Annotated in this window: 24 protein-coding genes and 6 tRNA genes; 7 read left to right on the top strand and 23 right to left on the bottom strand. The window is 31.8% G+C overall.

The genetic code is table 11. The features are described 5' to 3' along the window. Nucleotides 1–3: 3 nt before the first annotated feature. On the bottom strand, nt 4–315 hold the full coding sequence (gene porD / locus BLS00_RS06290) for a pyruvate synthase subunit PorD (RefSeq protein ID WP_091403742.1): 312 nt from the start codon (nt 313–315) through the stop codon (nt 4–6). Next, a complete protein-coding gene (locus tag BLS00_RS06285; RefSeq protein WP_091403740.1) occupies nt 308–883 on the bottom strand; it encodes a 2-oxoacid:acceptor oxidoreductase subunit gamma family protein in 576 nt (191 codons plus the stop codon). The genes porD and BLS00_RS06285 overlap by 8 nt, the downstream gene beginning before the upstream one ends. A gap of 666 nt (nt 884–1,549) precedes the next feature. Between BLS00_RS06285 and BLS00_RS06280 the strand changes: the two genes are divergently transcribed. Genes BLS00_RS06280 through BLS00_RS06255 form a run of 6 tightly spaced genes read left to right on the top strand, consistent with a single transcriptional unit; the run spans nt 1,550 to nt 6,882 of the window. Then, nucleotides 1,550–2,056 (top strand): OmpH/Skp family outer membrane protein, encoded by a 507-nt coding sequence (locus tag BLS00_RS06280; RefSeq protein ID WP_091403737.1) that lies wholly within the window; start codon nt 1,550–1,552, stop codon nt 2,054–2,056. A gap of 4 nt (nt 2,057–2,060) precedes the next feature. Next, nucleotides 2,061–2,774 (top strand): LPS export ABC transporter ATP-binding protein, encoded by a 714-nt coding sequence (gene lptB, locus BLS00_RS06275; RefSeq protein ID WP_091403734.1) that lies wholly within the window; start codon nt 2,061–2,063, stop codon nt 2,772–2,774. Further along, nucleotides 2,774–3,292 (top strand): TIGR00725 family protein, encoded by a 519-nt coding sequence (locus BLS00_RS06270; RefSeq protein ID WP_091403733.1) that lies wholly within the window; start codon nt 2,774–2,776, stop codon nt 3,290–3,292. The genes lptB and BLS00_RS06270 overlap by 1 nt, the downstream gene beginning before the upstream one ends. Before the next feature lie 5 nt (nt 3,293–3,297). Further along, entirely contained in the window at nt 3,298–4,671 is a 1,374-nt protein-coding gene (gltX, locus tag BLS00_RS06265; RefSeq protein ID WP_091403730.1) for a glutamate--tRNA ligase, read from the top strand. Between the two features lie 5 nt (nt 4,672–4,676). After that, on the top strand, nt 4,677–5,894 hold the full coding sequence (locus BLS00_RS06260; RefSeq protein WP_091403728.1) for a L,D-transpeptidase family protein: 1,218 nt from the start codon (nt 4,677–4,679) through the stop codon (nt 5,892–5,894). After that, the gene (locus BLS00_RS06255) at nt 5,887–6,882 is read left to right on the top strand and encodes a radical SAM protein (RefSeq protein WP_167849009.1); all 996 of its coding nucleotides are present in this window, start codon (nt 5,887–5,889) and stop codon (nt 6,880–6,882) included. Before BLS00_RS06260 ends, BLS00_RS06255 begins: the two co-directional genes overlap by 8 nt. Nucleotides 6,883–6,921: 39 nt before the next feature. Here BLS00_RS06255 and BLS00_RS06250 read toward each other — a convergent pair. The 16 genes from BLS00_RS06250 to BLS00_RS06175 all read right to left on the bottom strand — a co-directional run bounded on the left by BLS00_RS06250 (nt 6,922) and on the right by BLS00_RS06175 (nt 14,930). Beyond that, a tRNA-His gene (locus BLS00_RS06250) sits at nt 6,922–6,997 on the bottom strand. A 34-nt stretch (nt 6,998–7,031) separates the two neighbouring features. Further along, nucleotides 7,032–7,108 (bottom strand) — tRNA-Arg (locus BLS00_RS06245). Beyond that, nucleotides 7,109–7,184 (bottom strand) — tRNA-Gly (locus BLS00_RS06240). A 14-nt stretch (nt 7,185–7,198) separates the two neighbouring features. Next, nucleotides 7,199–7,274, bottom strand: a tRNA-Pro gene (locus BLS00_RS06235). A gap of 101 nt (nt 7,275–7,375) precedes the next feature. After that, the gene (locus tag BLS00_RS06230; RefSeq protein ID WP_091403722.1) at nt 7,376–7,774 is read right to left on the bottom strand and encodes a secondary thiamine-phosphate synthase enzyme YjbQ; all 399 of its coding nucleotides are present in this window, start codon (nt 7,772–7,774) and stop codon (nt 7,376–7,378) included. Between the two features lie 12 nt (nt 7,775–7,786). Next, nucleotides 7,787–8,053, bottom strand: coding sequence for a hypothetical protein (locus BLS00_RS06225; RefSeq protein WP_091403720.1), 267 nt, complete (start codon nt 8,051–8,053; stop codon nt 7,787–7,789). Between the two features lie 5 nt (nt 8,054–8,058). Then, nucleotides 8,059–8,880 carry a septum site-determining protein MinD gene (minD, locus tag BLS00_RS06220; protein WP_091403718.1) on the bottom strand — a complete coding sequence of 274 codons (822 nt, stop codon included), beginning with the start codon at nt 8,878–8,880 and terminating at the stop codon, nt 8,059–8,061. A gap of 132 nt (nt 8,881–9,012) precedes the next feature. After that, nucleotides 9,013–9,195 (bottom strand): ferredoxin, encoded by a 183-nt coding sequence (locus BLS00_RS06215; protein ID WP_091403717.1) that lies wholly within the window; start codon nt 9,193–9,195, stop codon nt 9,013–9,015. A 57-nt stretch (nt 9,196–9,252) separates the two neighbouring features. Continuing rightward, entirely contained in the window at nt 9,253–10,194 is a 942-nt protein-coding gene (locus BLS00_RS06210) for a D-2-hydroxyacid dehydrogenase (protein ID WP_091403715.1), read from the bottom strand. A gap of 1 nt (nt 10,195) precedes the next feature. Then, nucleotides 10,196–11,344 carry a pyridoxal-phosphate-dependent aminotransferase family protein gene (locus BLS00_RS06205; RefSeq protein WP_091403711.1) on the bottom strand — a complete coding sequence of 383 codons (1,149 nt, stop codon included), beginning with the start codon at nt 11,342–11,344 and terminating at the stop codon, nt 10,196–10,198. A 196-nt stretch (nt 11,345–11,540) separates the two neighbouring features. Then, nucleotides 11,541–11,616: transfer RNA gene (locus BLS00_RS06200), tRNA-Trp, on the bottom strand. 60 nt (nt 11,617–11,676) lie between these two features. Continuing rightward, complete coding sequence (locus BLS00_RS06195) at nt 11,677–12,039, bottom strand: hypothetical protein (RefSeq protein ID WP_091403709.1); 363 nt, start codon at nt 12,037–12,039, stop codon at nt 11,677–11,679. Further along, entirely contained in the window at nt 12,036–13,985 is a 1,950-nt protein-coding gene (feoB, locus tag BLS00_RS06190) for a ferrous iron transport protein B (protein WP_091403707.1), read from the bottom strand. The genes BLS00_RS06195 and feoB overlap by 4 nt, the downstream gene beginning before the upstream one ends. Continuing rightward, complete coding sequence (locus BLS00_RS06185) at nt 13,978–14,208, bottom strand: hypothetical protein (RefSeq protein WP_091403705.1); 231 nt, start codon at nt 14,206–14,208, stop codon at nt 13,978–13,980. Before BLS00_RS06185 ends, feoB begins: the two co-directional genes overlap by 8 nt. Nucleotide 14,209: 1 nt before the next feature. Continuing rightward, nucleotides 14,210–14,671 carry a FeoA family protein gene (locus BLS00_RS06180; protein WP_176759857.1) on the bottom strand — a complete coding sequence of 154 codons (462 nt, stop codon included), beginning with the start codon at nt 14,669–14,671 and terminating at the stop codon, nt 14,210–14,212. A gap of 185 nt (nt 14,672–14,856) precedes the next feature. Then, nucleotides 14,857–14,930 (bottom strand) — tRNA-Gln (locus tag BLS00_RS06175). Between the two features lie 129 nt (nt 14,931–15,059). Here BLS00_RS06175 and rpoD point away from each other — a divergent pair. After that, a complete protein-coding gene (rpoD, locus tag BLS00_RS06170; protein ID WP_091403702.1) occupies nt 15,060–16,298 on the top strand; it encodes an RNA polymerase sigma factor RpoD in 1,239 nt (412 codons plus the stop codon). A gap of 42 nt (nt 16,299–16,340) precedes the next feature. Here the strand turns inward: rpoD and BLS00_RS06165 are convergent, their stop codons facing one another. The 5 genes from BLS00_RS06165 to sufB are packed head-to-tail and all read right to left on the bottom strand — an operon-like array spanning nt 16,341 to nt 20,966. Next, nucleotides 16,341–16,721 (bottom strand): CoA-binding protein, encoded by a 381-nt coding sequence (locus BLS00_RS06165; RefSeq protein ID WP_091403701.1) that lies wholly within the window; start codon nt 16,719–16,721, stop codon nt 16,341–16,343. A gap of 3 nt (nt 16,722–16,724) precedes the next feature. Continuing rightward, nucleotides 16,725–17,159: a Fe-S cluster assembly sulfur transfer protein SufU gene (sufU, locus tag BLS00_RS06160; RefSeq protein ID WP_091403699.1), complete on the bottom strand. Its 435-nt coding sequence runs from the start codon at nt 17,157–17,159 to the stop codon at nt 16,725–16,727. Continuing rightward, nucleotides 17,147–18,376 (bottom strand): SufS family cysteine desulfurase, encoded by a 1,230-nt coding sequence (locus BLS00_RS06155; protein WP_091403698.1) that lies wholly within the window; start codon nt 18,374–18,376, stop codon nt 17,147–17,149. Before BLS00_RS06155 ends, sufU begins: the two co-directional genes overlap by 13 nt. Continuing rightward, on the bottom strand, nt 18,354–19,562 hold the full coding sequence (locus BLS00_RS06150) for a SufD family Fe-S cluster assembly protein (protein WP_091403696.1): 1,209 nt from the start codon (nt 19,560–19,562) through the stop codon (nt 18,354–18,356). Before BLS00_RS06150 ends, BLS00_RS06155 begins: the two co-directional genes overlap by 23 nt. 12 nt (nt 19,563–19,574) lie before the next feature. Beyond that, nucleotides 19,575–20,966, bottom strand: a complete 1,392-nt coding sequence (sufB, locus tag BLS00_RS06145; RefSeq protein ID WP_091403796.1) for a Fe-S cluster assembly protein SufB — start codon at nt 20,964–20,966, stop codon at nt 19,575–19,577. Nucleotides 20,967–21,001: the final 35 nt, after the last annotated feature.

The following is a 21,001-nucleotide window of genomic DNA, read 5'->3' as shown; positions in this document are numbered from 1 at the left end:
CCTTTACTTCAAAAATTCGTTTTCAGATTTCATATCAATGGCATTAACAGGACATACTTTTGCACAAGTTCCACAACCTTTGCAATAGTCATAGTTGATGCCAATCATTTTAGGTCTTCTTTTATCTTCTTTCATTTTACCTTCTATTGCCATGTCAGGGCAATATAACCAGCATTGCATACAATCAATACATTTATCTTGATCGACTATAGGTCTCATTACTCTCCATGTTCCAGTTTTGTATTCTCTGGCTGTTCCTGGTCTATCAACGACACCGCCAATAGGTACTTCTTTCCAACCTTTTGCATCAGCCATCGATTTTCACCTCCTGGTAACCTCTTTCAAGAGCTCTCATGTTAGCTTCAACAACCTCGTCAGAGAATTTATGAGAAAAGGCTGCAGTAACTTTTTCTTTAACTGAATCAAGAGGTACAATTTCTGTTAATTTAACCAAAGCACCAATCATTACCGTGTTTGGGATACCTCTTTTTATTTCTTCTAGTGCAATATCTGTTGCTGGTACAACAGCAATTTTACCTTTAAATCCCGTTAATTCTCTAACCTTGGATGGTTCCATAAGGGTGTTTACAACTAACGGTTTGTCTTCATCTAACCCAGCTGTTAATTCAGGATTGCCAAGTAAAGTATCATCAATGACTAATACAATATCAGGTTTTTCAACATTACTCCTAACTCTTACAGGAATATCAGAAATTCTGTTGAAAGCCTTCATTGGTGCACCTGATCTTTCAGCTCCGTATTCAGGAAATGAAGTTGAATATTTGCCAGCATCAAGAGCAGCTTCAGCTAAGAATTGGGAAGCACTTTTTGCTCCTTGTCCTGCTCTTGCATGCCATCTTACTTCAAAATATTTTTCTGGCACTAGAATGCCCTCCTTTCAAAATGAGTTCTGGTATGAAGAAATAAAATCTTTACTATTTCTATTATATATTAAAAAATAAAAATTTGATGATACTAAATGAAAAAATTCTCTTAATATTTGTGAATAATTTTTATTTTACAATTAATTTAAAAATTCTTATTTTATTTCGTACTTTTAAAAAAAGTAAACAATTATTCCTACTATTACATATTATCATTTGAATGTTTCCTTTTTCTTGAAATTCCTTAAAGCCTTTCAATATATTACGACTTATTTTATCGGGAAAAAGGGCTTACAAATCGATTAATTTATCTCTATAATATGTTTGTAGTTCTTAAAAACTATATAAACTTTTTAGATTTATTTTACATTTGTTTTATATAAACTTTCTTTTCTCGAGAATATTTTACCACAAAAAAAATAGGAGCTGTATCAGCTCCTATTAAAGGATGGGGGATCTATTTGTATAGGGGGTTACTTACAATTAATAATCATTATAACATTGTATAGTAAAGATATTTTTTCTGACAAATGAATATTATAAAAACAAACGTTTTTTAAGCAATGATTTGTTCTAAGCAACTATTAAGAAATTATTATTATTATTATTGAAAAAGAAAGACATTTCACGTATAATATTTATAGAAATCATATGGAGGTGTGGTAATGAAAAAAATTAGAGTTTTATTATTGATGACATTAGTTTTATCTTTTAGTTTATTGTCTTTTTCAGCAGCAAACACAGCAGACGGGTTAAAAATTGGTTATGTTAACTTAAGATCTGTTACTGAAGAATATTATAAATGGGGAGATATGCAAGTTAACTATCAAGAAGATGTGAAATTTTATCAAAATAAAATTTCAGAGATGCAAACTGAATTTCAAGGCATGCAAGAAAGTGGAGCAACAGAACAACAGCTACAACAAAAATATCAAGAATTACAGTACAGAACTCAACAATATCAACAGGCACTTCAAGAAGACTATACTAAAAAATCAGATGCAATAATTCAAGAAGTAAGAGAACTTATTGGAGAATTTGCAAAAGAAAACTCTTTTGATATAGTTCTTTTTGAACAATCAGTTATCTTTGTAAGTGAAAAAATTGATATAACTGAAAGAGTTAAAGAGTATATAGCTAATATCGAACCTAAAGAAAGTACAAAAGAATAATAATATGGATGAAAGTTATATAATTTATGGCAAAAAAATATTTAAAAAGTATGGAAGAAAAGAAGTCGTTAAAGATGTAGACTTTGTTGCAAAAAGAGGAAAGATTACCGGTATTTTAGGACCAAATGGTGCAGGAAAAACAACTTTATTCAAAATAATATTGGGATTAGTTGTACCAAACAGAGGTGAAGTTTTCCTCGAAAAAAATAATATAACTCATCTGCCAATTTATAAGAGGGCTCTAAAGGGGATGGCATATCTTCCCCAAGAGCCTTCTGTTTTTCGGAATGCTAGAGTGTCAGATAACTTATACATGATTGCGGATCTTTTGAAAATTGAAAATAAAGATAAAAAAATAGAAAAGATTTCAAAGGATTTTGGCATAGAAAACCTTATGCATCAATATGCAGATTCGCTTTCAGGAGGAGAAAAAAGAAGGTTAGAATTTGCGAGAACTTTGATGATAGATCCAAAAGTTATTCTTTTGGATGAACCTTTTGTAGGAATAGACCCAATAACGGTAAAAGATATACAGAAAATAATAAAAAAACTTTCAGCAGATGGTATATCTGTTATAGTTACAGATCATAACGTAGATGAAATAGCCCAAGTTGTTGATGATCTTTATATAATGCATAAAGGTGATGTCATAGCAACGGGTAAAGCTGAAGAAGTTTTGGAAATGGATGTTGTAAAAGATAATTACTTAGGATGGTGATGTATTTGAAAGTTGGTGTAATTGGTTATTCTGGGGATATAAATATTCCTAAGATAAAAAGAATTGAAAATACAACGATAGAATTGGGAAGAATGTTAGCTCAAAAGGAGCATCATATATTAAATGGTGGTAGAGATGGAGTGATGGAGTTGGTTTCCAAAGGAGCTAAAGAATTCAACGGGAAAGTCACCGGGGTTTTGCCTTGGGATCAAGAGGGTAATGAATATCTTGATTTTGAAATCAAAACAGGTCTAGATTTTTCAATGAGATCTTTCATTTTATTGAAAAGTGTAGATGTAGTTATAAGTTTAGGTGGAGAGGTCGGTACAGGGATAGAAATATTGGGGGCTTATGCATATTCAAAACCATTAATACTGTTAAAAGGTTCTGGAGGATGGACAGACAGAATTATAAATAATCTTATAGAAGATAAATATATAGACAACAGAAAACTTGTGGAAGCACACATAGCTAATAGTGTAGAAGAGATAGAAAATATATTAGAAAAAATGGAGTGAAAAATATGATAAGAACAAGATTTGCTCCATCTCCAACAGGATATTTACATGTTGGTGGGGTGAGAACTGCTTTGTTTAATTGGTACCATGCAAAATCTAATAATGGTAAAATAATTTTGAGGATTGAAGATACGGACACAAAAAGATCGACTGAGGAATTTGAAAATTTGATATACGAAGATTTTGATTGGTTGGGCATGGACTTCGATGAAAGTCCTAAAAAGGGAGGAGATTATGGACCCTACAAGCAAAGTTATAGATATGATATATACAAAAGATATATAAATAATTTAATAGAAGAAGAAAAAGCTTATTATGTTTTTTACGACAAATCAGGAGAAGAAATAGGTAATTTTGCAAAAATTCCAGAAAATTATGCCAATAAAAATTATACAGTGAAAATAAAAGTCGAGAAAAACAAAGAGATAAAATGGAATGATTTGTTAAAAGGCGAAATATCTTTCAACAGCTCGGACTTTGAGGATTTCATAATTTTGAGATCAAATGGAGTTCCAGTTTACAACTTCACAGTGGTTGTAGATGATCATCTTATGGGAATAACAGATGTAATTAGAGGAGAAGATCATATTTCAAATACTCCTAAGCAAATTATAATTTATGAAGCTTTAGGTTTTTCAAAACCAAAATTTGGACATTTGCCGCTTATTTTAGGTGAAGACAAAACGCCTTTATCCAAAAGACATGGTGGTGTATCGGTAAGTTATTTTAGGGAAGAAGGAATTTTACCAGAAGCACTACTAAACTATTTGAGCCTTTTAGGATGGAACAACGAAGAAGAAATATATGATGTTAGGGAAAAATACAAAAATTTTAACATAAGGGATGTTTCGAAAAGATCCTCTGTTTTTGATTATGAAAAGTTAAAATGGGTTAACGAAAAAACTTTAAGATCAATGGACGAAGAAAAAGTTTCGAAAAAGTTTTTAGAATGGCTAAAATTTGTGGGAATAAAAATTAATGTAGAAGAAAATTATATAAAAGATGTAATCTCTATATCAAAAGAAAAAGTTCAAGATTTAAAAGGTCTTTGGGAATTTTCCAAAAATTATTTTTATGATGACTTTGAATATGAAGAGAAGTATAAAGAAAAATTTGTAAAAAAAGAATGGTTTGAGGAATTAATAAATATTGCTATAATTTTATTGGAAGATTATGATGAAAAAATATCTTTAACCCAAGCAGAAGAATTTATGAAAAGCCTTGCTGAAAAAAAGATTACAGGCAAAAAGAATACATATCAATCAATACGGGGAGCTCTATTAGGAAAACTTGTAACCCCTGGGTTATATGAAACTATTAGTGTTATGGGTAAAAAAGAAGTTGTTAAAAGATTGCGTAGGGTAGTAAAAGGAGCATAAGCACAATGAAAAAGAAGTTATTGTTATTATCTATACTTCTGTTAATGATTAACATATTTTCTTTTGATATTGGCATAGAAGAAAACAGATATTTTCCAAATAAAAAAATAAAAGAGTATATATTAACTTCATCGATCGAAGGAATTGATGAAGTCAAAGTTTATTTGATGAATAACGCTTTAAGAGAAGAGTTGGAAGTAAAAGAAAACTTCAAAGGGAATTATTCTTTCCGCATTTCATTGAATAATCTGGTTGGTAATAACAATTTACTTGTAAAAGTATATTATGATGATAAAGAATTTTCTAAATTTTATCCAAATTTTGTGGATTCAAAAAGTTATAAAACTGAAACTGAGATAAAGATAATTCCCCTAAAATCTGAAGAAGGTTTGGATTTTTTGATAGATGTAAACTATTCAGAAAATGTCAGTTTAAAACAGATAGAGGTAAACAATAAGTATTTAAGCACCATATCCGACTTGAGAGAGTATATAAAATCATTGGAGAATGGTTCTTATAACTTAGATTTTCAATTTGAAGATAACACAAATTCAAAATTTTCAAGATCAGTTGAAATTTTGAAAATAGATGATTTTGTCATGTCTAACAATTCAATAAAACCGCAAGAAAAAATTCAGGAAATTAAATATTATGTGGTAAAAAAAGGCGATAGTATATATAAAATCGCAAAAGAATATGGTGTGACTCCAGGGGACATATTAAACATCAATGACTTGAAAGAACCATCAAAAATATATGTTGGCCAGGTATTAAAAATTGGAAAAGTTGATTATGGTCAGAGCGTTTTAAGATTAGAAATAGATCTATCTAACAATTTTTTATATTTGTATTATGACGATTTGTTGATAAAAAAATATCTTGTAGCCGTTGGAAGAAGTGATTCAACACCTCCAGGTTATTACAGAATATACTATAAAGAAAAAGAACCGCCTCTTTATTGGGGGGATGAAATAATTTATTCAGGTTCTATAATAAATGGTATAGGATCAAGATGGCTTCAATTGTCTCAACCACAATACGGTATACATGGAACTACAAAACCATGGGAAATTGGAAAGATGATATCTCACGGTTGTATTAGAATGTTCAATTTCAATGTTGAAGAGCTGGATTTCATAACCTCTCTTGGTACAGAAGTATATGTTTTTAGAGACAAACAAGAAAAAGCCATGTTGAAAAATGGAGAAAGTAAAAATGAGTAAGGAGTATATAATTCCAATATTTTTACCCCATGGTGGATGTAAAAAAAGGTGCGTGTTTTGTAACGAATACTCTGCAACAGGTTTTGGAGAATTTCCAAAATATAGGGATTTAGATAAAATATTTGAAAGGTATTTAAGTTATTTTTCAGAAAAAAATAACGTTTACATGGCTTATTATGGTTCGACTTTTACAGGCATGGAAAAAGAAAAAATTAAATACTATCTCGATTATTCTCAAAATAAGATAAATGAAGGTTATGCAAAAGGTATTAGATTCTCAACTTCACCAGAAGAGATAAATGAAGAGATAATAGACATCCTTAAGAACTACGATATCGACTTAGTAGAATTAGGAGTTCAGTCTTTCAACAGTGAAGTGCTTGAAAAATCCAATAGACCTCATGATCTTGAAAACGTATATAAGGCAATTAAACTTCTGGAAGAAAATGAAATATATTTTGGATTGCATCTGATGACTGGATTACCTGGTTCAAACTATGAGATTGAAGCGTATTCTGTTAAAGAAACATTAAAAACAAAGGCAAAAACCGTCAGAATTCACCCTTCAGTAGTTTTAAAAAACACCATTTTAGAGAAATTATATCAAAAGAGAGAATTTATTCCTGAAACACTCGATGAAGCTGTAAAAAAAGTATCAGAATTTGCTATTATGATTGAGAAATCTGGTAAGAAAGTTATCAGATATGGACTTTGCCTCTATGGCGACCAGATAAGAAATGTAGTTGCTGGTCCCTATCACCAAAGTTTTGGTGATTTGGTGAAAACAGATATAATTTATAAATTAATAGATAATTTGGAAGAAGAAGTTAAAGTGCCTATAAAATTAAAACCACAATTTTTGGGATATAAGAAAAGGAACGAAGAAATTATTAAGGATAAAAGTATAATTTTTGAAGATCGAGTAGACATAGAGTATGGTAGAAGAAAAGGCTTGGACTTAGAAAAGTTAAAGAAAATATTATTATAGTATAAAAAAGAAGGATTCTGAAAAGAATCCTTCTTTTTTTGGGGTGGCTAGTGGGACTTGAACCCACGACGTCCGGAGTCACAGTCCGGCGTTCTGCCAACTGAACTATAGCCACCAAATATAAATAAAACGCCACATTAATAAAAAAGTGGCGCGCCCAGAGAGGCTCGAACTCCCAACCTTTGGATTAGAAATCCAATGCTCTATCCTGTTGAGCTATGGGCGCTGGAGCGGCCGACGGGAGTCGAACCCGCAACCCTCGGCTTGGAAGGCCGATACTCTACCAATTGAGCTACAACCGCGTGTTATAATTTTTTGGTCGGAGCGACTGGGATCGAACCAGCGACCTCCGGTTCCCAAGACCGGCGCGCTACCGACTGCGCTACGCTCCGTATTTATCCGATGTCCGAGATATATAATATCACAGATATTAATTTTTGTCAATTATTATTTTTTTCAAATACTTTTAAAAAATGTTAATTTTGAATATTACTCAGTCTTGGGTTATTTTTACAAAGTATTTTCTATTGCGAGGGCCATCAAACTCGCAAAAATAAACACTTTGCCATGTTCCCAATAATAGTTTCCCATTTTCTATTATCAAAGTAATACTTGGGCCGAATACAGAAGATTTTATATGAGAGTCTGAATTACCTTCTATATGGTCAAAGCCGTAATTGTTTGGTACTTTGTCTTGCATAAATTTTAATATATCTTTTTTCACATCTGGGTCTGCGTTTTCGTTAATAGTGACAGCAGCAGTTGTGTGAGGGACAAAAACAACAACCGTTCCAGATTGAATATTTTCTTTGCTTATTTCACCTTGAATTTCTCTTGTTATATCTAAGAGTTCGTTTCTCGAGTTAGTTTTAATAGACTTTTTTAACACCATAAAAAAACCACCTCACTTATATACAATGCTTGCCACGATAGTAACAGAATTACCTTCTTTTGATATATGAACCTTGACATTATTTTTATCTACTGAAAGATTTCTGTATGCATAATCTTTAATATATCCAACTATAGAATCAATCTCGTTATCTTGAACGTCTTCAAATTTTAAAGCTGCTGAAGAAGCCTTTGGAGGAGTTCCACCACTTCTAACAAAAGATTGCATTCTTTTAACAGCTATGTCTCTACTGGATTTTTTCTTTGAGAAAGGCCACATCTACATCAACTCCTTTTCCAAAGATTTTTGAAAAAGTCTACAAACCCTTGATTGTCTCGGTTATCAGCTTTTAAATCTTCCTCAAGGTCTATCATGTTTCCAGAAACTCTTTCCGAAATGTTGTCAAAAACTCTTGAAATATTCTTTTTGTCTCCTAAAGCAAGTGGCTTTCCTTCATTAGTGGATAATATTATCTCTTCTGAATCTGGAATAACTCCTAAAATATCAATAGCTAAAGCTTCTTTAATATCATCGGCAGAAACCATTTCTTTTTTCTTGACCATCTTTGGTTTTAACCGGTTCACAATAAGTGACATGTTTTTATCAGTATAACCATTATTTTCAAGCAATCCAATAACTCTATCAGCGTCGCTGATAGCAGTTAAATCAGGGGTTGTTACAATTATGGCGTGCTGTGCAGCTGAAATAGCATTTTTAAATCCCCTCTCTATTCCAGCAGGAGAATCTATAATAATATAATGAAAATGTTTAGATAAAACAGAAATTATGTTTCCCATATCTTCTGGAGAGATCATATCTTTGTTTGCTATTTGAGATGAAGCAAGTAAATTCAAATTTTTTAAAAATTTGTGTTTTACCAAAACCTCCATGACTCCTTTGTTTCCGTTGATCACATCTAATATAGTATAAACAATTCTGTTTTCCAAGCCTAAAACTAAATCAAGATTTTTAAGTCCAATATCGGCATCGATGAGACAAACATTATAACCTTTGACAGCCAACACAGCTCCCAAATTAGCGGTAATTGTAGTTTTCCCAACTCCCCCTTTACCTGAGGTGACGACAAAAACTTTTGCATTATCCATAAAAACCCCTCCGACGAGATTCAAAACCTTAGTTAAATTTTTGTTTAATTTTAAAATAACATTGTAATTATACTATAAAACAAACAATAAAAAAAGTCGGGATTTAATCCCGACTTCTTTTTATTTAGAAAATTATTCTTCTACTGTTATTGCTTGTACTGGACAAGAATCAGCAGCATCTTGAGCACAAGGAGCGTCTGTTTCAGGAGCAACTGCTTCTGCTTTGCCTTCGTCGTTCATTCTGTAGACATCTGGGCATAAATTTTCACAAACACCACAACCAATACATGCATCTTGATCAATGAATACTTTCATTAAAAGCACCTCCAGCTGTAAAAATGTGATAACTCGAATTTATTATAACATAAATTTTTAATTTTCAAACTTGATTTTTTTAGTTGCATTTACAATTCTATCTACCATGTTAATCCCAACTCTTTGTTGAGCTTCTTTTGTTGATGCCCCGATATGTGGAGTGCCAACTACGTTGTCAAAACTAAAAATTTCATTATAAAGCTCACCTTTAGCAGGTTCTTCTTCATAAACATCAAGGCCTGCACCAGCAATCATCTTTTCTTTTAAAGCTTTTAAAAGTGCTTTTTCGTCAACAATGCCACCCCTTGCGCAATTGATTAACAATGCAGTATCTTTCATATTTTCAAATTCTTTATCTGAAATTAAATGATGTGTTTTATCATTATGTGGAACATGCAAAGATATAATGTCTGAAGTTTTTATTAAATCTTCGAAAGATACTTGTTCTATATTGAATTGCTTCTTTGTATCTTCATCGATATCAAAAACATCAAATACCTTTACCTTTACTTGAAAACCACCTACAAGATTTGCTAAATGCTTACCTATGTTACCAAAACCAACGATACCCAGAGTTTTTCCCGATAGTTCTGTACCTTTTAATAATTTTTTTTCCCATTTACCTTCGGAAATTCCCTTTGTTCCTCTAACAATGTGCCTGTTGAGAGAGAGTATCATGCCAACAACTAATTCTGCAACAGATAATGAGTTTTGGCCAGGAGTGTTTAAAACTTCTATTCCTTTTTCTTTGGCAGCATCAAGGTCTATATTATCTAATCCCATGCCAGCTCTCCCAATTATTTTAAGTTTTTTCCCAGCTTCAATTATATCTCTTGTGACTTTAGTAGCAGATCTTACAACTAAAATATCAAAGTCTTTTACTCTTTTAATTAATTCATCTTTTTCATAGTGTTCTGTAGTTATTTTAGCATTTGGTAATTCTTTCTCAAACTTTTCCATTGCATCTGACGCCATTGCGTCGTTAATATGTAGCCACATATTACACACCTGCCTTAATAAACACTTCTTCAGCAGCTTTTACTCCTGAGCCCAATTCCAAGTCATATCCAAATTTCTTTAAGCCCATTTCTAATGCTGAAATACCTATTATAACATCAAATTGTGACATATAACCAAGGTGAGCTATTCTGATAATTTTCCCTTTTAGATGTTCTTGACCACCTGCAAAAGTAACTCCCCAATTGTCTCTCAAGAAAGAAACAATCTTTTTACCGTCTACCACTTCAGGGACTTTTATTGAAGTTAAAACATTTCCAGGGTTTTCAGCAAACAATTCTAAACCCATAGCTTCCATAGCTTTTCTTGTAGCTTTTGCCATTAATTCGTGTCTTTCCCATAATCCTTCAATTGTTTCTTCTTGTAATAGTTCAACAGATTTAGCAAGTTGATAAACAAGATTAATTGGAGGAGTCCATGGTGAATCTGGGTATTTTTTGGCATATGCTTTTAAATCAAAATAGTATTTATTATTTTTATTTTCATTAATTACTTTCATTGCTTTTTCCGAAGCTGAAATAAGACCTATTCCAGGAGGCATCATAAAACCTTTTTGCACACCTGTTACTACAACATCTATACCCCATTCATCCATTTTTAGGGGTTGAGCTAATAATCCTGAAATAGCGTCAACAACTAAAATTGCTTCGTAATCTTTAACTATTTCAGCGATTTCTTTGATTGGATGAATTGTTCCAGTTGAAGTTTCAGAAAGGGTCGTGAAAACTGCTTTTGTATCAGGATTTTTTTCTAAAGCTTCTTTAATTTGTTCTGGTTTAACCATGCTTCCCCATTCTAATTTTATTTCGTCAAGGTCAGCTTCAAAAGCTCTACAAAGATCCCCCCATCTTTCTCCAAATTTACCTGAATTAACAGAAATAGCTTTATCGCCTGGGTTAATCAAATTTGCAACTGCAGCTTCCATTGCCCCCGATCCAGATGATGAAAGTATGTAAACAGGTTGTTTTGTTTGGAAAAGATATTGGCAACCGTCAATCGCTTTCTTTTGAATTTCTAAGTATTGTGGAGTTCTATGGTGAATTGTGTCTTTTGCTCCCTCTAACAATATGTCTGTTGGTACTGGTGTTGGTCCAGGTGCCATCAAATAGTTTTTTCTAATCATTTTAGCCATGAAAAAACCTCCTCTGAAAAAATTTTCTTGAAATATTTTTCAATAACATCTATATTCTACAATAAAAAAACTTTTTTTAAAAGCTAAAAAAACTATTAATTTGGACAAAAAAACAGGATTATTCCAAAGAAAACAAAAAAAACTATAATAACCTTGAAATAAACAAAAAAAGTCAGCTAAAAAGCTGACTTTAAATTGGCACGCCCGGAGGGAATTGAACCCCCAACCTGCGGTTTTGGAGACCGCCGCTCTGCCAATTGAGCTACAGGCGTAATTCCGAAGTTAATTATATCATAATTATACGGGATGTTCAAGAATATTAATGTTGCAATTTAATTAATTTGATTTTTTTTGTCTTTTAGAGCTTTCATTTCCATTTTAAAAAGCGTGTAAGAAATTACGCCATAAATGATTATAGGATAATTAAATAAAGGAAATTCTCCGTCTTCCATAATAAAAACAAGAATGTTTGACAAAAAACGAATTACTTCATAAGCTGCCAAAACTAAAGACAGTATTGCACCTACTATTAAGTGAGCCGAGCTATGATACCATATATTTTTATTTTTAAATACACCCCATATAAAAACAAATCCTATGATTAAGAATGAAAAAGCATAGAATAAATCATTTAAAACATAAACTCCCGCCAATGCAAAGCCAAATATACTCATTATAGTTAATTTTGAATTCATAATATCCACCCACTAACATAGTAAACGAGATTAGCTAATAAATAAGCTACTATTGTTGTATAAAAAAGTGTGAAAACAATTAATTTATTACTTCTCGTTTCAGATTTTATAACTCCTAAAGTAGCAAAACAAGGTATGTAAGCCAAAACAAAGAAAATTAATGCCAATGCTGATTGAGGTGACAAAGCATTTCTCAAACTAACCACAAGAGAAGAGCCTCCTGTGAAAAGAGTTGAATAAGTAGAAACTACAATTTCTTTTGCAGCCACTCCAAAGAACAATCCAGTATTAATTCTCCAATCCCAGCCTAAATGATCAGTAAGAGGTTCAAAAAATTTTCCAATCATTGCGGCAAAAGATGTTGTAATATCTTGCCCCGTGTTTGGGAAATAAGTTAAGGCCCAAACTAATATTGAAGCCACTAAAATAATTCCTCCAGCCTTTTCCAAGAAATGTTTACCTCTGTTCCAAGTATATAACAGCAAATTTCTGAATGTAGGCATTCTGAACCTTGGCATTTCTATTGTGAAAGGAATAGACTCTTTATCTTTTATGAATAGCTCTATAATTTTTGCAGAAATTAACACTAAAAATATACTGGTGATATATACCAACAACATAATTGTTGCAGCATTTGTTGAGAAAAATGCACTTATCAAAAGTATATAAACTGGTAACCTGGCACTACAAGAGGCAAAAGGAATAGATAGAATCAATGCTATCCTTTCTTTTTTGTTAGAAACTGCCTTAGTTGACATTATAGCAGGAACATTACATCCAAAACCGAGTATAATAGACATAAACGATCTTCCACTAAGTCCAAACTTTCTGACAAGTTTGTCAACAAGGAAAGCTGCTCTTGGTAAATAACCAGACTCTTCCAAGAATCCCATGAAAAAGAACAACGTGAAGATTTGAGGAATGAAAACCAAAACTCCCCCAACACCGGATATGATCCCATCAGACAACAAAGAACTCAACCAGTCAATTTCAATTGTGTTACCAACTATCTCAGCTAAAGCAACAAAACCCATATCAAGTAAGTCTGATAAAGGGGCTGATACAGTGAAAGTAAGCGAAAAAACCATAAATAAAGCTAATATATAAATAAAGATTCCCAATACTTTATGTGTAAAAACGTGGTCTAACATATCTCTAAGAGACCAATCTATTCCTTTTGAAAGGTAAGCTGTTTCCGATATAGAAGTTATGAATTCAAATTTCCAATTAATATAAAGTTCTTGTAGTTTTTCTACATCAAAATTTTTACCAATTTCAGACTTTAAATCATCGCTTATGAGATTTGTGTCTAATCCAAATTCAATTATATTCAAAGCTAACCATTTTTTGTTAAAAGCTTTTAAATTATCGTCTTTTTCAAATATTTCCTCCACCTTTCTTATGAATTCTTTTATTTTTTCTGGATATTCAATATCGTAATATATCTCTTTGTCATTTAAGTTTAATTTTTCGATTTTTTCTTTTAATTCATCTATCCCTATGTTCTTTTTAGCAGAAGTCAAAACAACTGGTATATTCAAAGTTTTTGAAATGACTTCTGTGTTAACGATCTTGTTTTTTTCTTCTGCTTCATCTATTGAATTTATAGCAAGTACAACAGGTAAATTCATTTCTATAAGTTGAAGTAAAAGGTAAAAAGTTCTTTCAAGATTTAAAGCATCTGCTATTAATAAAACAGTATCTGGAGCTTCATTTATAAAAAAGTCCCTTGCAACTTTTTCGTCTTCTGAGTTAGCAGATAAAGTATAAATGCCGGGTAAATCAACTATTCTGTATTTTTCTCCATTTATGTTAGATATTCCAACTTTTCTTTCTACTGTTACTCCCGGCCAATTTGCAACATATTGCCTTGTCCCTGTTAGTAGGTTAAAAATAGATGTTTTCCCAACATTAGGATTGCCTATTAACGCGACTTCTTTAGACATGCAAATCACCTTTTATTTCGCAAGAATTTTTCGTACAGTATTTTTTAATAGAACAACTATCACAATCTTCCATAGTTAATTTGTTTATAGAAATTCCCATACTTGAAATGAAAGGTATCAAAATATTTATCTGTTGATCAGATAAGTTGAACTTTTCTTTTATTTCAAACAAAGATGAAAATGGTTTATTTTTAATATAATTAGTTATCTCTTGTAAATTCATATTATTTCTCCTCTTTCTCTATAGGGGACACCAATATCTTATTTAATTGACCTTTCCCAAGAAAAATAGTTTTATTTTTTTCTATCAACAAAAATGAATTATGGGTTTCTTTATGTATTTTAGTTCCTTCATTAATATCTTTTTGTGACATTTTCCTTGTAAAAAAGTTCCCTCCGTTTAGTCTATAGACCTGATAAAATCCTTTTGGTGCAGAAAAAAGATCGATCAAATTGTCTTTTGATTCAACCATAATTCGGGATGCTTCAGAGTTTCTAATCAATATCTTGTTTTCTCCCATTTTAAATATTTTTGGATCGTTAAATGGCGATACGTGAAAGAGTTCTATTTCTTTGCCTGGTTTTAACCCAAGAGCATAAAATCTTTCTCTATCTCTATTATTTGTATCTATAGATATGATTTTTGCTTTCATTCCTTCTTTAAGTTGATTAAGGTTTAGTTTCACTGCAGACATCTCCTTTGTTGTTTATATTTATATTTTAGCAAATATAAAAAACTTAGGCAACCCTAATTTTTAAAGATTACTTTTATTTAAATAAAGCTTAAATATAATTAAGGAGAAAAACAAAAAATATTTTAAAAGTTAACCTTAATAATAAAAAAAGAAGCTGAAAAAATCAGCTTCTTAGTTGGCTGGGGGAGGAGGATTCGAACCTCCATTCTCGGAGTCAGAGTCCGATGTCCTGCCGTTAGACGATCTCCCAATTTCAACGTAGAACATTATAGCACTTTTGATTTGCCAAGTCAAGGTATATGTATTAAAATAATATTACATTTGAACATTTGTAGATAAAATGAGTCTAATTATATGAGTCAAAAAAAGGGGGAATATTATGGCTAATAAGAAGAAAAATACAGATAAGATTATTTCGCAACTTGGGAATATAAACCTCGAAGATGTTAAAGAAGAAGGCGATGAAGCAGTTGTAAAGGTTAAAAAGACGAATAAAAAGAAACTCAAAAATGTTGACACTATCATCAATCAACTGAAAAGAAAAGCCATGAAAAAAGGAAATACCCTTGATTACTCTGATATTGATGAAGCAATACCAGCTGAAACATCAGATGAAATTGACAGTGATTTTATTGAAAAAATTTATTCAGCTTTAGAAGAAAGCGGTATAAACATAAGCGATGAAGAAGAAGAAGAAATCGAAGAAAACAACGATGATGATCAAGAAGATATGTTGGAAGTTTATGGAGATTTTGAACTTAAAATGTATGACAACATATCTCTTGGAGATCCAATTAAGATATATTTAAAAGAAATTTCAAAGGTAAACTTGTTGACTCCCGCAAGGGAAAGACAGTTAGCAAGGCGTGCTCAAAAAAATGATAGAAAGGCTCGAGACGAACTTATAAGGGCAAATCTCAGACTTGTTATAAGCATCGCAAAAAGATATACCGGAAGAGGCCTAAGTTTTTTAGATTTAATACAAGAAGGAAACATCGGGCTTATAAAGGCTGTAAAAAAATTCGACTGGAAAAAAGGGTTTAAATTTTCGACTTATGCAACATGGTGGATTAGACAAGCTATAACAAGAGCCATAGCTGATCAGGCAAGAACAATAAGGATTCCAGTTCACATGGTTGAAACCATTAACAAAATGAACAAAATTATAAGAGAACATTTACAAGAGTTTGGAGAATATCCAACAGCTGAAGAGTTATCAAAGAAAATGGATAAACCAGTTGAAAAAGTAAATGAAATACTCATGAGTGCAAAAGACATAATTTCTCTTAATTCTCCTATTTCTTCTGGAAATGGAGACGATGATGAATCAGAAACTGGAGATTTTATTGGTTCAGAAGATATGACACCAGAAGAAGTTGCACAACAAATGATATTAAAAGAAAAATTAGAGGAAGTATTAGACACATTACATCCAAAAGAAGCACTGGTTTTGAAAATGAGATACGGTTTTCTTGATGGGAAACAGAAAACTCTGGAAGAAGTAGGACAGTTTTTCAACGTTACCAGAGAAAGGATCAGACAAATAGAAACTAAAGCATTGAGAAAGCTGAGACATCCAAGTAGAAGTTCACAATTAAAAGATATTGTAGATGGATAAAAAAATAGGGTTAGCCTGTTGGCTAACCCTGTTTTTTTAAAATCATTGTTTATAATTAGTTTCAACCATGATGCACTTCTCAAAAGAATAGTCTAAATTGTTTTCTTCTAAATATTCTTTTAAATCGCTTGATTCTGCTCCAGGTTGATACCATAGTTCTTTAAAACCGAGTTCTTTAGCTTTTTTAGTTACTTCCAAACCTATTTTTGGTGGGACTACAAAGACCAATACATCAGTGTCTTCTGGTAACTTTGAAATGTCGGAATATGCTGTAAAACCTTCTACTTCGTTATAATTAGGAGTAACGGGATAAAGATTAAAACCCTTTTGTTTCAAATTTTTCATTATCTTGTTTCCATATTTTTCTTTATTTTGTGTCGCTCCTATCAAAGCAATGTTGTTATATTCATTTGCATCTCTCATTAATTATCCCTCCTTGATCTCTTCAATATCTTCTTTGGCGGTATGCCAAGAAAGAGTAAAGCATTTGATCCTCATTGGGAAGTCTTTAATATTTTCAAATAAATCTAATTCTCCTAATTTTTCTTTATCAAAATCTTCTCCTCTTGCCATCTTTAAAACTTCTTCAATAAAATCTTCAGCTTCTTCTACTGTTTTGCCTTTTATAGTGTCACACATTATAGCAGCAGAAGCCTGAGAAATTATACACCCGTGTCCCTCAAAAGAAACGTCTTTTATTATTCCATTTTCTGGTTTTATGAATATTTTTATTTCATCTCCACAAGATAAATTTTTACCTTTTTTCTCATGAGCATCTTCAATTATTCTCTTATTTTTTGTATTTTTTGCGTAATCCAAAATAATTTCTGAATAAATATCTTCTAAACTCAAGATAACCATCCCTTTATTTTTTTTAATGTTTTTATAAATTTATCTATTTCTGCAATATCGTTGTAAATACTGAAACTAATCCTACAAGATGATCTAATACCTAACTGTTTCATTAGTGGTTGAGCACAATGATGGCCACTTCTTATACCTATTCCTCCAAGATCATTCAACATATGAGCTATATCATGTGGGTGAATTTTTCCAAGGTTGAAACTGATCAAAGAGTTATGACTTTCATTTTTTGGGCCATAAATTTCTATACCCTCTACCTTTCTCATCTCTTTTAAAGCATAATCTGTTAACTCTTTTATGTATTTTGATATGTTCTCTTGTCCTATTTCTTCTATAATATTTATCGCTTCTTTAAACCCTGTAAATGAGGAAATATTTGGGGTACCCGCTTCAAACTTGAAAGGTAATATGTTAAAAGTTGTTTTTTCCAAAGAAACTTGGTCAATCATCTCTCCACCTGTTATAAAAGGTGGCATTGCTTCTAACAAGTCTTTTCTACCCCATAAAATTCCAACTCCTGTAGGTCCAAACATTTTGTGAGCAGAAAAGCTCAAAAAGTCTACCCCTAAATCTTTTGCATTTATTTTTTTGTGAGTTATAAGTTGTGCTATATCTAAATGAATAAATGTATTTGGATTTTTCTCTTTTATTTTTTTTATTAAATTGGTGATGTCTATTTCTTGACCAGTTACGTTCGATTGTCCTGTTATAGAAACTAACTTTGTTTTATCATCTATTAGTTCTACCAATTCATCTATTATAATGATACCATTTTTCGGTTCGTAAAATTTTAAATTGATATTTCTATTTTTCGTAACTTGCTGCCATGGAACTAAGTTTGCGTGATGTTCTACAGAAGTCAACAATATCTCTTGTTCATCGTTAATTAGTTCTGAGTTTAAAAATGAATTGGCTAATGTGTTTATAGACATTGTGGTGCCAGAAGTAAAAATAACTTCATCTGTACTGTTTGCGTTTATAAAATCTTTAACAGTTTCTCTGGTTGATTCCATAATCTCTGTTGATTCGTTTCCTAAAAGATGAGATGATCTATGAACATTAGCCTTATTTTTAGTATCAAAATTATAAACAGCGTCAGCCACTCGCTTTGGAACCAAAGAAGTGGCTGCTGAATCAAAATAAATTATATTATTATCACCAATTTTTCTATCTAAAGCAGGAAAAGCAATATTATATTTTTGACTCAATCGCATTTCTAATCACTCCTGCTGTTTCTGCGTGGTACTTCTCTATTTCATCTAAGAATGGTTCAAAAATGCCAAAAGACATCAATTTTTTAGCTTCTAACTTGGAAAAACCTCTTGTCATCAAATAATAGAGTTTTTGCTCGTCAAGAGTACCAACGCTGGCAGCGTGCGAAGCGTTTACTTCATTTTCGTCTACCAATAAACTTGGAAAAGCTTCTGCTCTTGCCTTTTCTGAAAGAAGCAATGTGGATTCTTCTTCTGCGGCAGTAGCTTCTTTGGCACCCTTTTTCAAATCTAAAAATCCTCTAAATATAGCCTTTGCAGAATCTTTTAAAGCTCCTTTTCCTTTAATATTTCCAGTTGATTCAGGGGCATAAAATCTAATCAAATATAGCATGTCTATTACATTATCTTTATCTCCTAAGAAATAAGGTTTTATGTTGCCTTCTGCATATTTTCCACTCATTCTAAAAATATAATGAGGAGCAGAAACCTTTCCCCCAAGGTGTAAGTCATAAACATTGACTTTTGAACTTTCTTTTAGCTCGAAGAGAGCGTTGTCTATGTTTATATCGTTTTCATTCAATAAATTAACGTTTATTATATTTAACTCTGCATTTTCTTCAACAACACCTCTTAAAGAAGTCGTTCTGAACAAGTCTTTTTCTGAGTTGATAATTCTAACTAATGTGAGCTTGGAACCTTTTTTTAAATTGAAAACAGTGTTTTCCAAAATTTGTTCCTGATCGTACTTTATTATAGTTGTTCCCAAATCTTCGTTTTCTTCTGCTTTGAAATAATAACCGTGATTGAAAAATGTATCTGACATAAGCAAGAATTTTCTGTTAGCACCTTCAAAGTCATATTTAGCAAGAATTTCCAATCCTTCTTTATCTATAGTGTCAATTGATTTTGCTTTACCTATAATATCTGGGTTTATTTTTTCAATATATTTTTTTGGATCATATCCGTTTAGTTTAGCCCTTTTCCATTTTGGGAAACCCCATTCTTTATAAGATTTAAACCTTATATTTTTATAATCTATCAGATTTTTATTTTTCAAAAATTCTATGGATTGAGCAAGCTCTTTTTCTGTGTAGTCAGAATCTGATTCAATTTGTGGAACTACCCACTCAACAATTTTAAAGTTTTTGTGTTTTAAGTCAATTGCTTTTTCAAAAATAGCATCCATTCAATTCACTCCTTAACCTATTGATGATTCGACTTCTAAGTTTATCAATCTATTCAATTCTAAAGCATATTCAATAGGTAATTCTTTTGCAAATGGTTCAACAAAACCTCTAACAACCATTGCTTTTGCTTCAGCTTCAGATAATCCTCTAGTCATCAAATAGTAAATTTGTTCCTGCTTAATTCTTCCTATTTTTGCCTCGTGCCCAACATCTGAATCTTGGTTGTGAACCTCTATTAAAGGAACTGTATCACTTTTTGATTCATTGTCCAGCATAAGAGCTTGACATTGTACATTTGCCTTTGCCCCTTTTGCATTCTCTCCTATTTTTAGCCAGCCTCTGTAAAAGGCCCAACCCCCTCCAACACTTATAGACCTTGCGTCTACACTTGCAGAAGTGTAAGGTGCAAACATTAAAACTTTAGAGCCTGCGTCCATGTGTTGATTTGGTCCAGCATATGTAATAGCTTTAGTTTCTGTCTTTGCCCCTTTTCCTTTTAATATTGAAGAAGGGTAAATCATTGTTTTGTAAGACCCCAACGATCCAGAAACCCATTCCATCATACCGTCTCTATCCACAATAGCTCTCTTTGTATTTAAATTGTAAGTATTTTTACTCCAGTTTTGGATTGTTGCATATTTTACTCTTGCACTTTCTTTTACATATATTTCAACCATTCCTGCATGAATGTTGGTTGTGTTGTAAAATGGAGCTGAACAGCCTTCTATGAATGCAACTTCAGAGCCTTCATCGGCAATGATGATCGTGTGTTCGAGTTGCCCCATACCAGGATTGTTCATTCTAAAGTAAGCTTGTAAAGGTAAAGGCACTTTTACTCCCCTTGGAACGTATAAAAATGTTCCACCACTCCATATAGCTCCATGTAGTGCAGCATATTTATGATTAGTTGCAGTTACAGCTTTCATGAAATGTTGTTTTACCAAATCAGGGTGTTTTTTAACAGCTGTTTCCATATCCATAAAAATAACACCAAGATTTTCCAAATCTTTTTGTACATGTTGATAAACAATTTCTGAGTCGTACTGAGCACCTACACCTGCAAGGGCTTTTCTTTCAGCCTCAGGGATACCAAGCTTTTCAAAAGTGTCTTTTATGTCATCCGGAACTTCTTCCCAATTGTTTGATCTTTTTGCATTTGGTTTTATATATGCAACAATTTTAGATAAATCTAAATCATCCAAATTTACACCAAATTGAGGGTCTTTACATGTTTGGAAAATTTTAAGAAATTTCAACCTCAATTGAGTCATCCACTTTGGTTCATTTTTTTGTTCTGAAATTTCTTGAATAATCTTTTCATTAAGCCCTGGAAGAGATTTATAAGAATATCTTTCAGGGTTCTTAAAATCAAATCTACTTTGATCTATTAATAAATCTTCCATATTGAAGTCTTTATTAGCCATTTATATCACTCCTT

The organism is Geotoga petraea (genome assembly GCF_900102615.1).
Classification (GTDB): domain Bacteria; phylum Thermotogota; class Thermotogae; order Petrotogales; family Petrotogaceae; genus Geotoga; species Geotoga petraea.
This window is presented reverse-complemented; position numbering and strand designations above follow the sequence as displayed.

Excerpts from the sequence above, each read along its gene's own strand:
- porD (WP_091403742.1), bottom strand. The coding sequence starts at position 315 with ATGGCTGATGCAAAAGGTTGGAAAGAAGTACCTATTGGCGGTGTCGTT.
- BLS00_RS06280 (WP_091403737.1), top strand. The coding sequence starts at position 1,550 with ATGAAAAAAATTAGAGTTTTATTATTGATGACATTAGTTTTATCTTTT.
- lptB (WP_091403734.1), top strand. The coding sequence starts at position 2,061 with ATGGATGAAAGTTATATAATTTATGGCAAAAAAATATTTAAAAAGTAT.
- BLS00_RS06270 (WP_091403733.1), top strand. The coding sequence starts at position 2,774 with ATGTATTTGAAAGTTGGTGTAATTGGTTATTCTGGGGATATAAATATT.
- gltX (WP_091403730.1), top strand. The coding sequence starts at position 3,298 with ATGATAAGAACAAGATTTGCTCCATCTCCAACAGGATATTTACATGTT.
- BLS00_RS06260 (WP_091403728.1), top strand. The coding sequence starts at position 4,677 with ATGAAAAAGAAGTTATTGTTATTATCTATACTTCTGTTAATGATTAAC.
- BLS00_RS06255 (WP_167849009.1), top strand. The coding sequence starts at position 5,887 with ATGAGTAAGGAGTATATAATTCCAATATTTTTACCCCATGGTGGATGT.
- BLS00_RS06230 (WP_091403722.1), bottom strand. The coding sequence starts at position 7,774 with ATGGTGTTAAAAAAGTCTATTAAAACTAACTCGAGAAACGAACTCTTA.
- BLS00_RS06225 (WP_091403720.1), bottom strand. The coding sequence starts at position 8,053 with ATGTGGCCTTTCTCAAAGAAAAAATCCAGTAGAGACATAGCTGTTAAA.
- minD (WP_091403718.1), bottom strand. The coding sequence starts at position 8,880 with ATGGATAATGCAAAAGTTTTTGTCGTCACCTCAGGTAAAGGGGGAGTT.
- BLS00_RS06215 (WP_091403717.1), bottom strand. The coding sequence starts at position 9,195 with ATGAAAGTATTCATTGATCAAGATGCATGTATTGGTTGTGGTGTTTGT.
- BLS00_RS06210 (WP_091403715.1), bottom strand. The coding sequence starts at position 10,194 with ATGTGGCTACATATTAACGACGCAATGGCGTCAGATGCAATGGAAAAG.
- BLS00_RS06205 (WP_091403711.1), bottom strand. The coding sequence starts at position 11,344 with ATGGCTAAAATGATTAGAAAAAACTATTTGATGGCACCTGGACCAACA.
- BLS00_RS06195 (WP_091403709.1), bottom strand. The coding sequence starts at position 12,039 with ATGAATTCAAAATTAACTATAATGAGTATATTTGGCTTTGCATTGGCG.
- feoB (WP_091403707.1), bottom strand. The coding sequence starts at position 13,985 with ATGTCTAAAGAAGTCGCGTTAATAGGCAATCCTAATGTTGGGAAAACA.
- BLS00_RS06185 (WP_091403705.1), bottom strand. The coding sequence starts at position 14,208 with ATGAATTTACAAGAGATAACTAATTATATTAAAAATAAACCATTTTCA.
- rpoD (WP_091403702.1), top strand. The coding sequence starts at position 15,060 with ATGGCTAATAAGAAGAAAAATACAGATAAGATTATTTCGCAACTTGGG.
- BLS00_RS06165 (WP_091403701.1), bottom strand. The coding sequence starts at position 16,721 with ATGAGAGATGCAAATGAATATAACAACATTGCTTTGATAGGAGCGACA.
- sufU (WP_091403699.1), bottom strand. The coding sequence starts at position 17,159 with ATGGTTATCTTGAGTTTAGAAGATATTTATTCAGAAATTATTTTGGAT.
- BLS00_RS06155 (WP_091403698.1), bottom strand. The coding sequence starts at position 18,376 with ATGCGATTGAGTCAAAAATATAATATTGCTTTTCCTGCTTTAGATAGA.
- BLS00_RS06150 (WP_091403696.1), bottom strand. The coding sequence starts at position 19,562 with ATGGATGCTATTTTTGAAAAAGCAATTGACTTAAAACACAAAAACTTT.
- sufB (WP_091403796.1), bottom strand. The coding sequence starts at position 20,966 with ATGGAAGATTTATTAATAGATCAAAGTAGATTTGATTTTAAGAACCCT.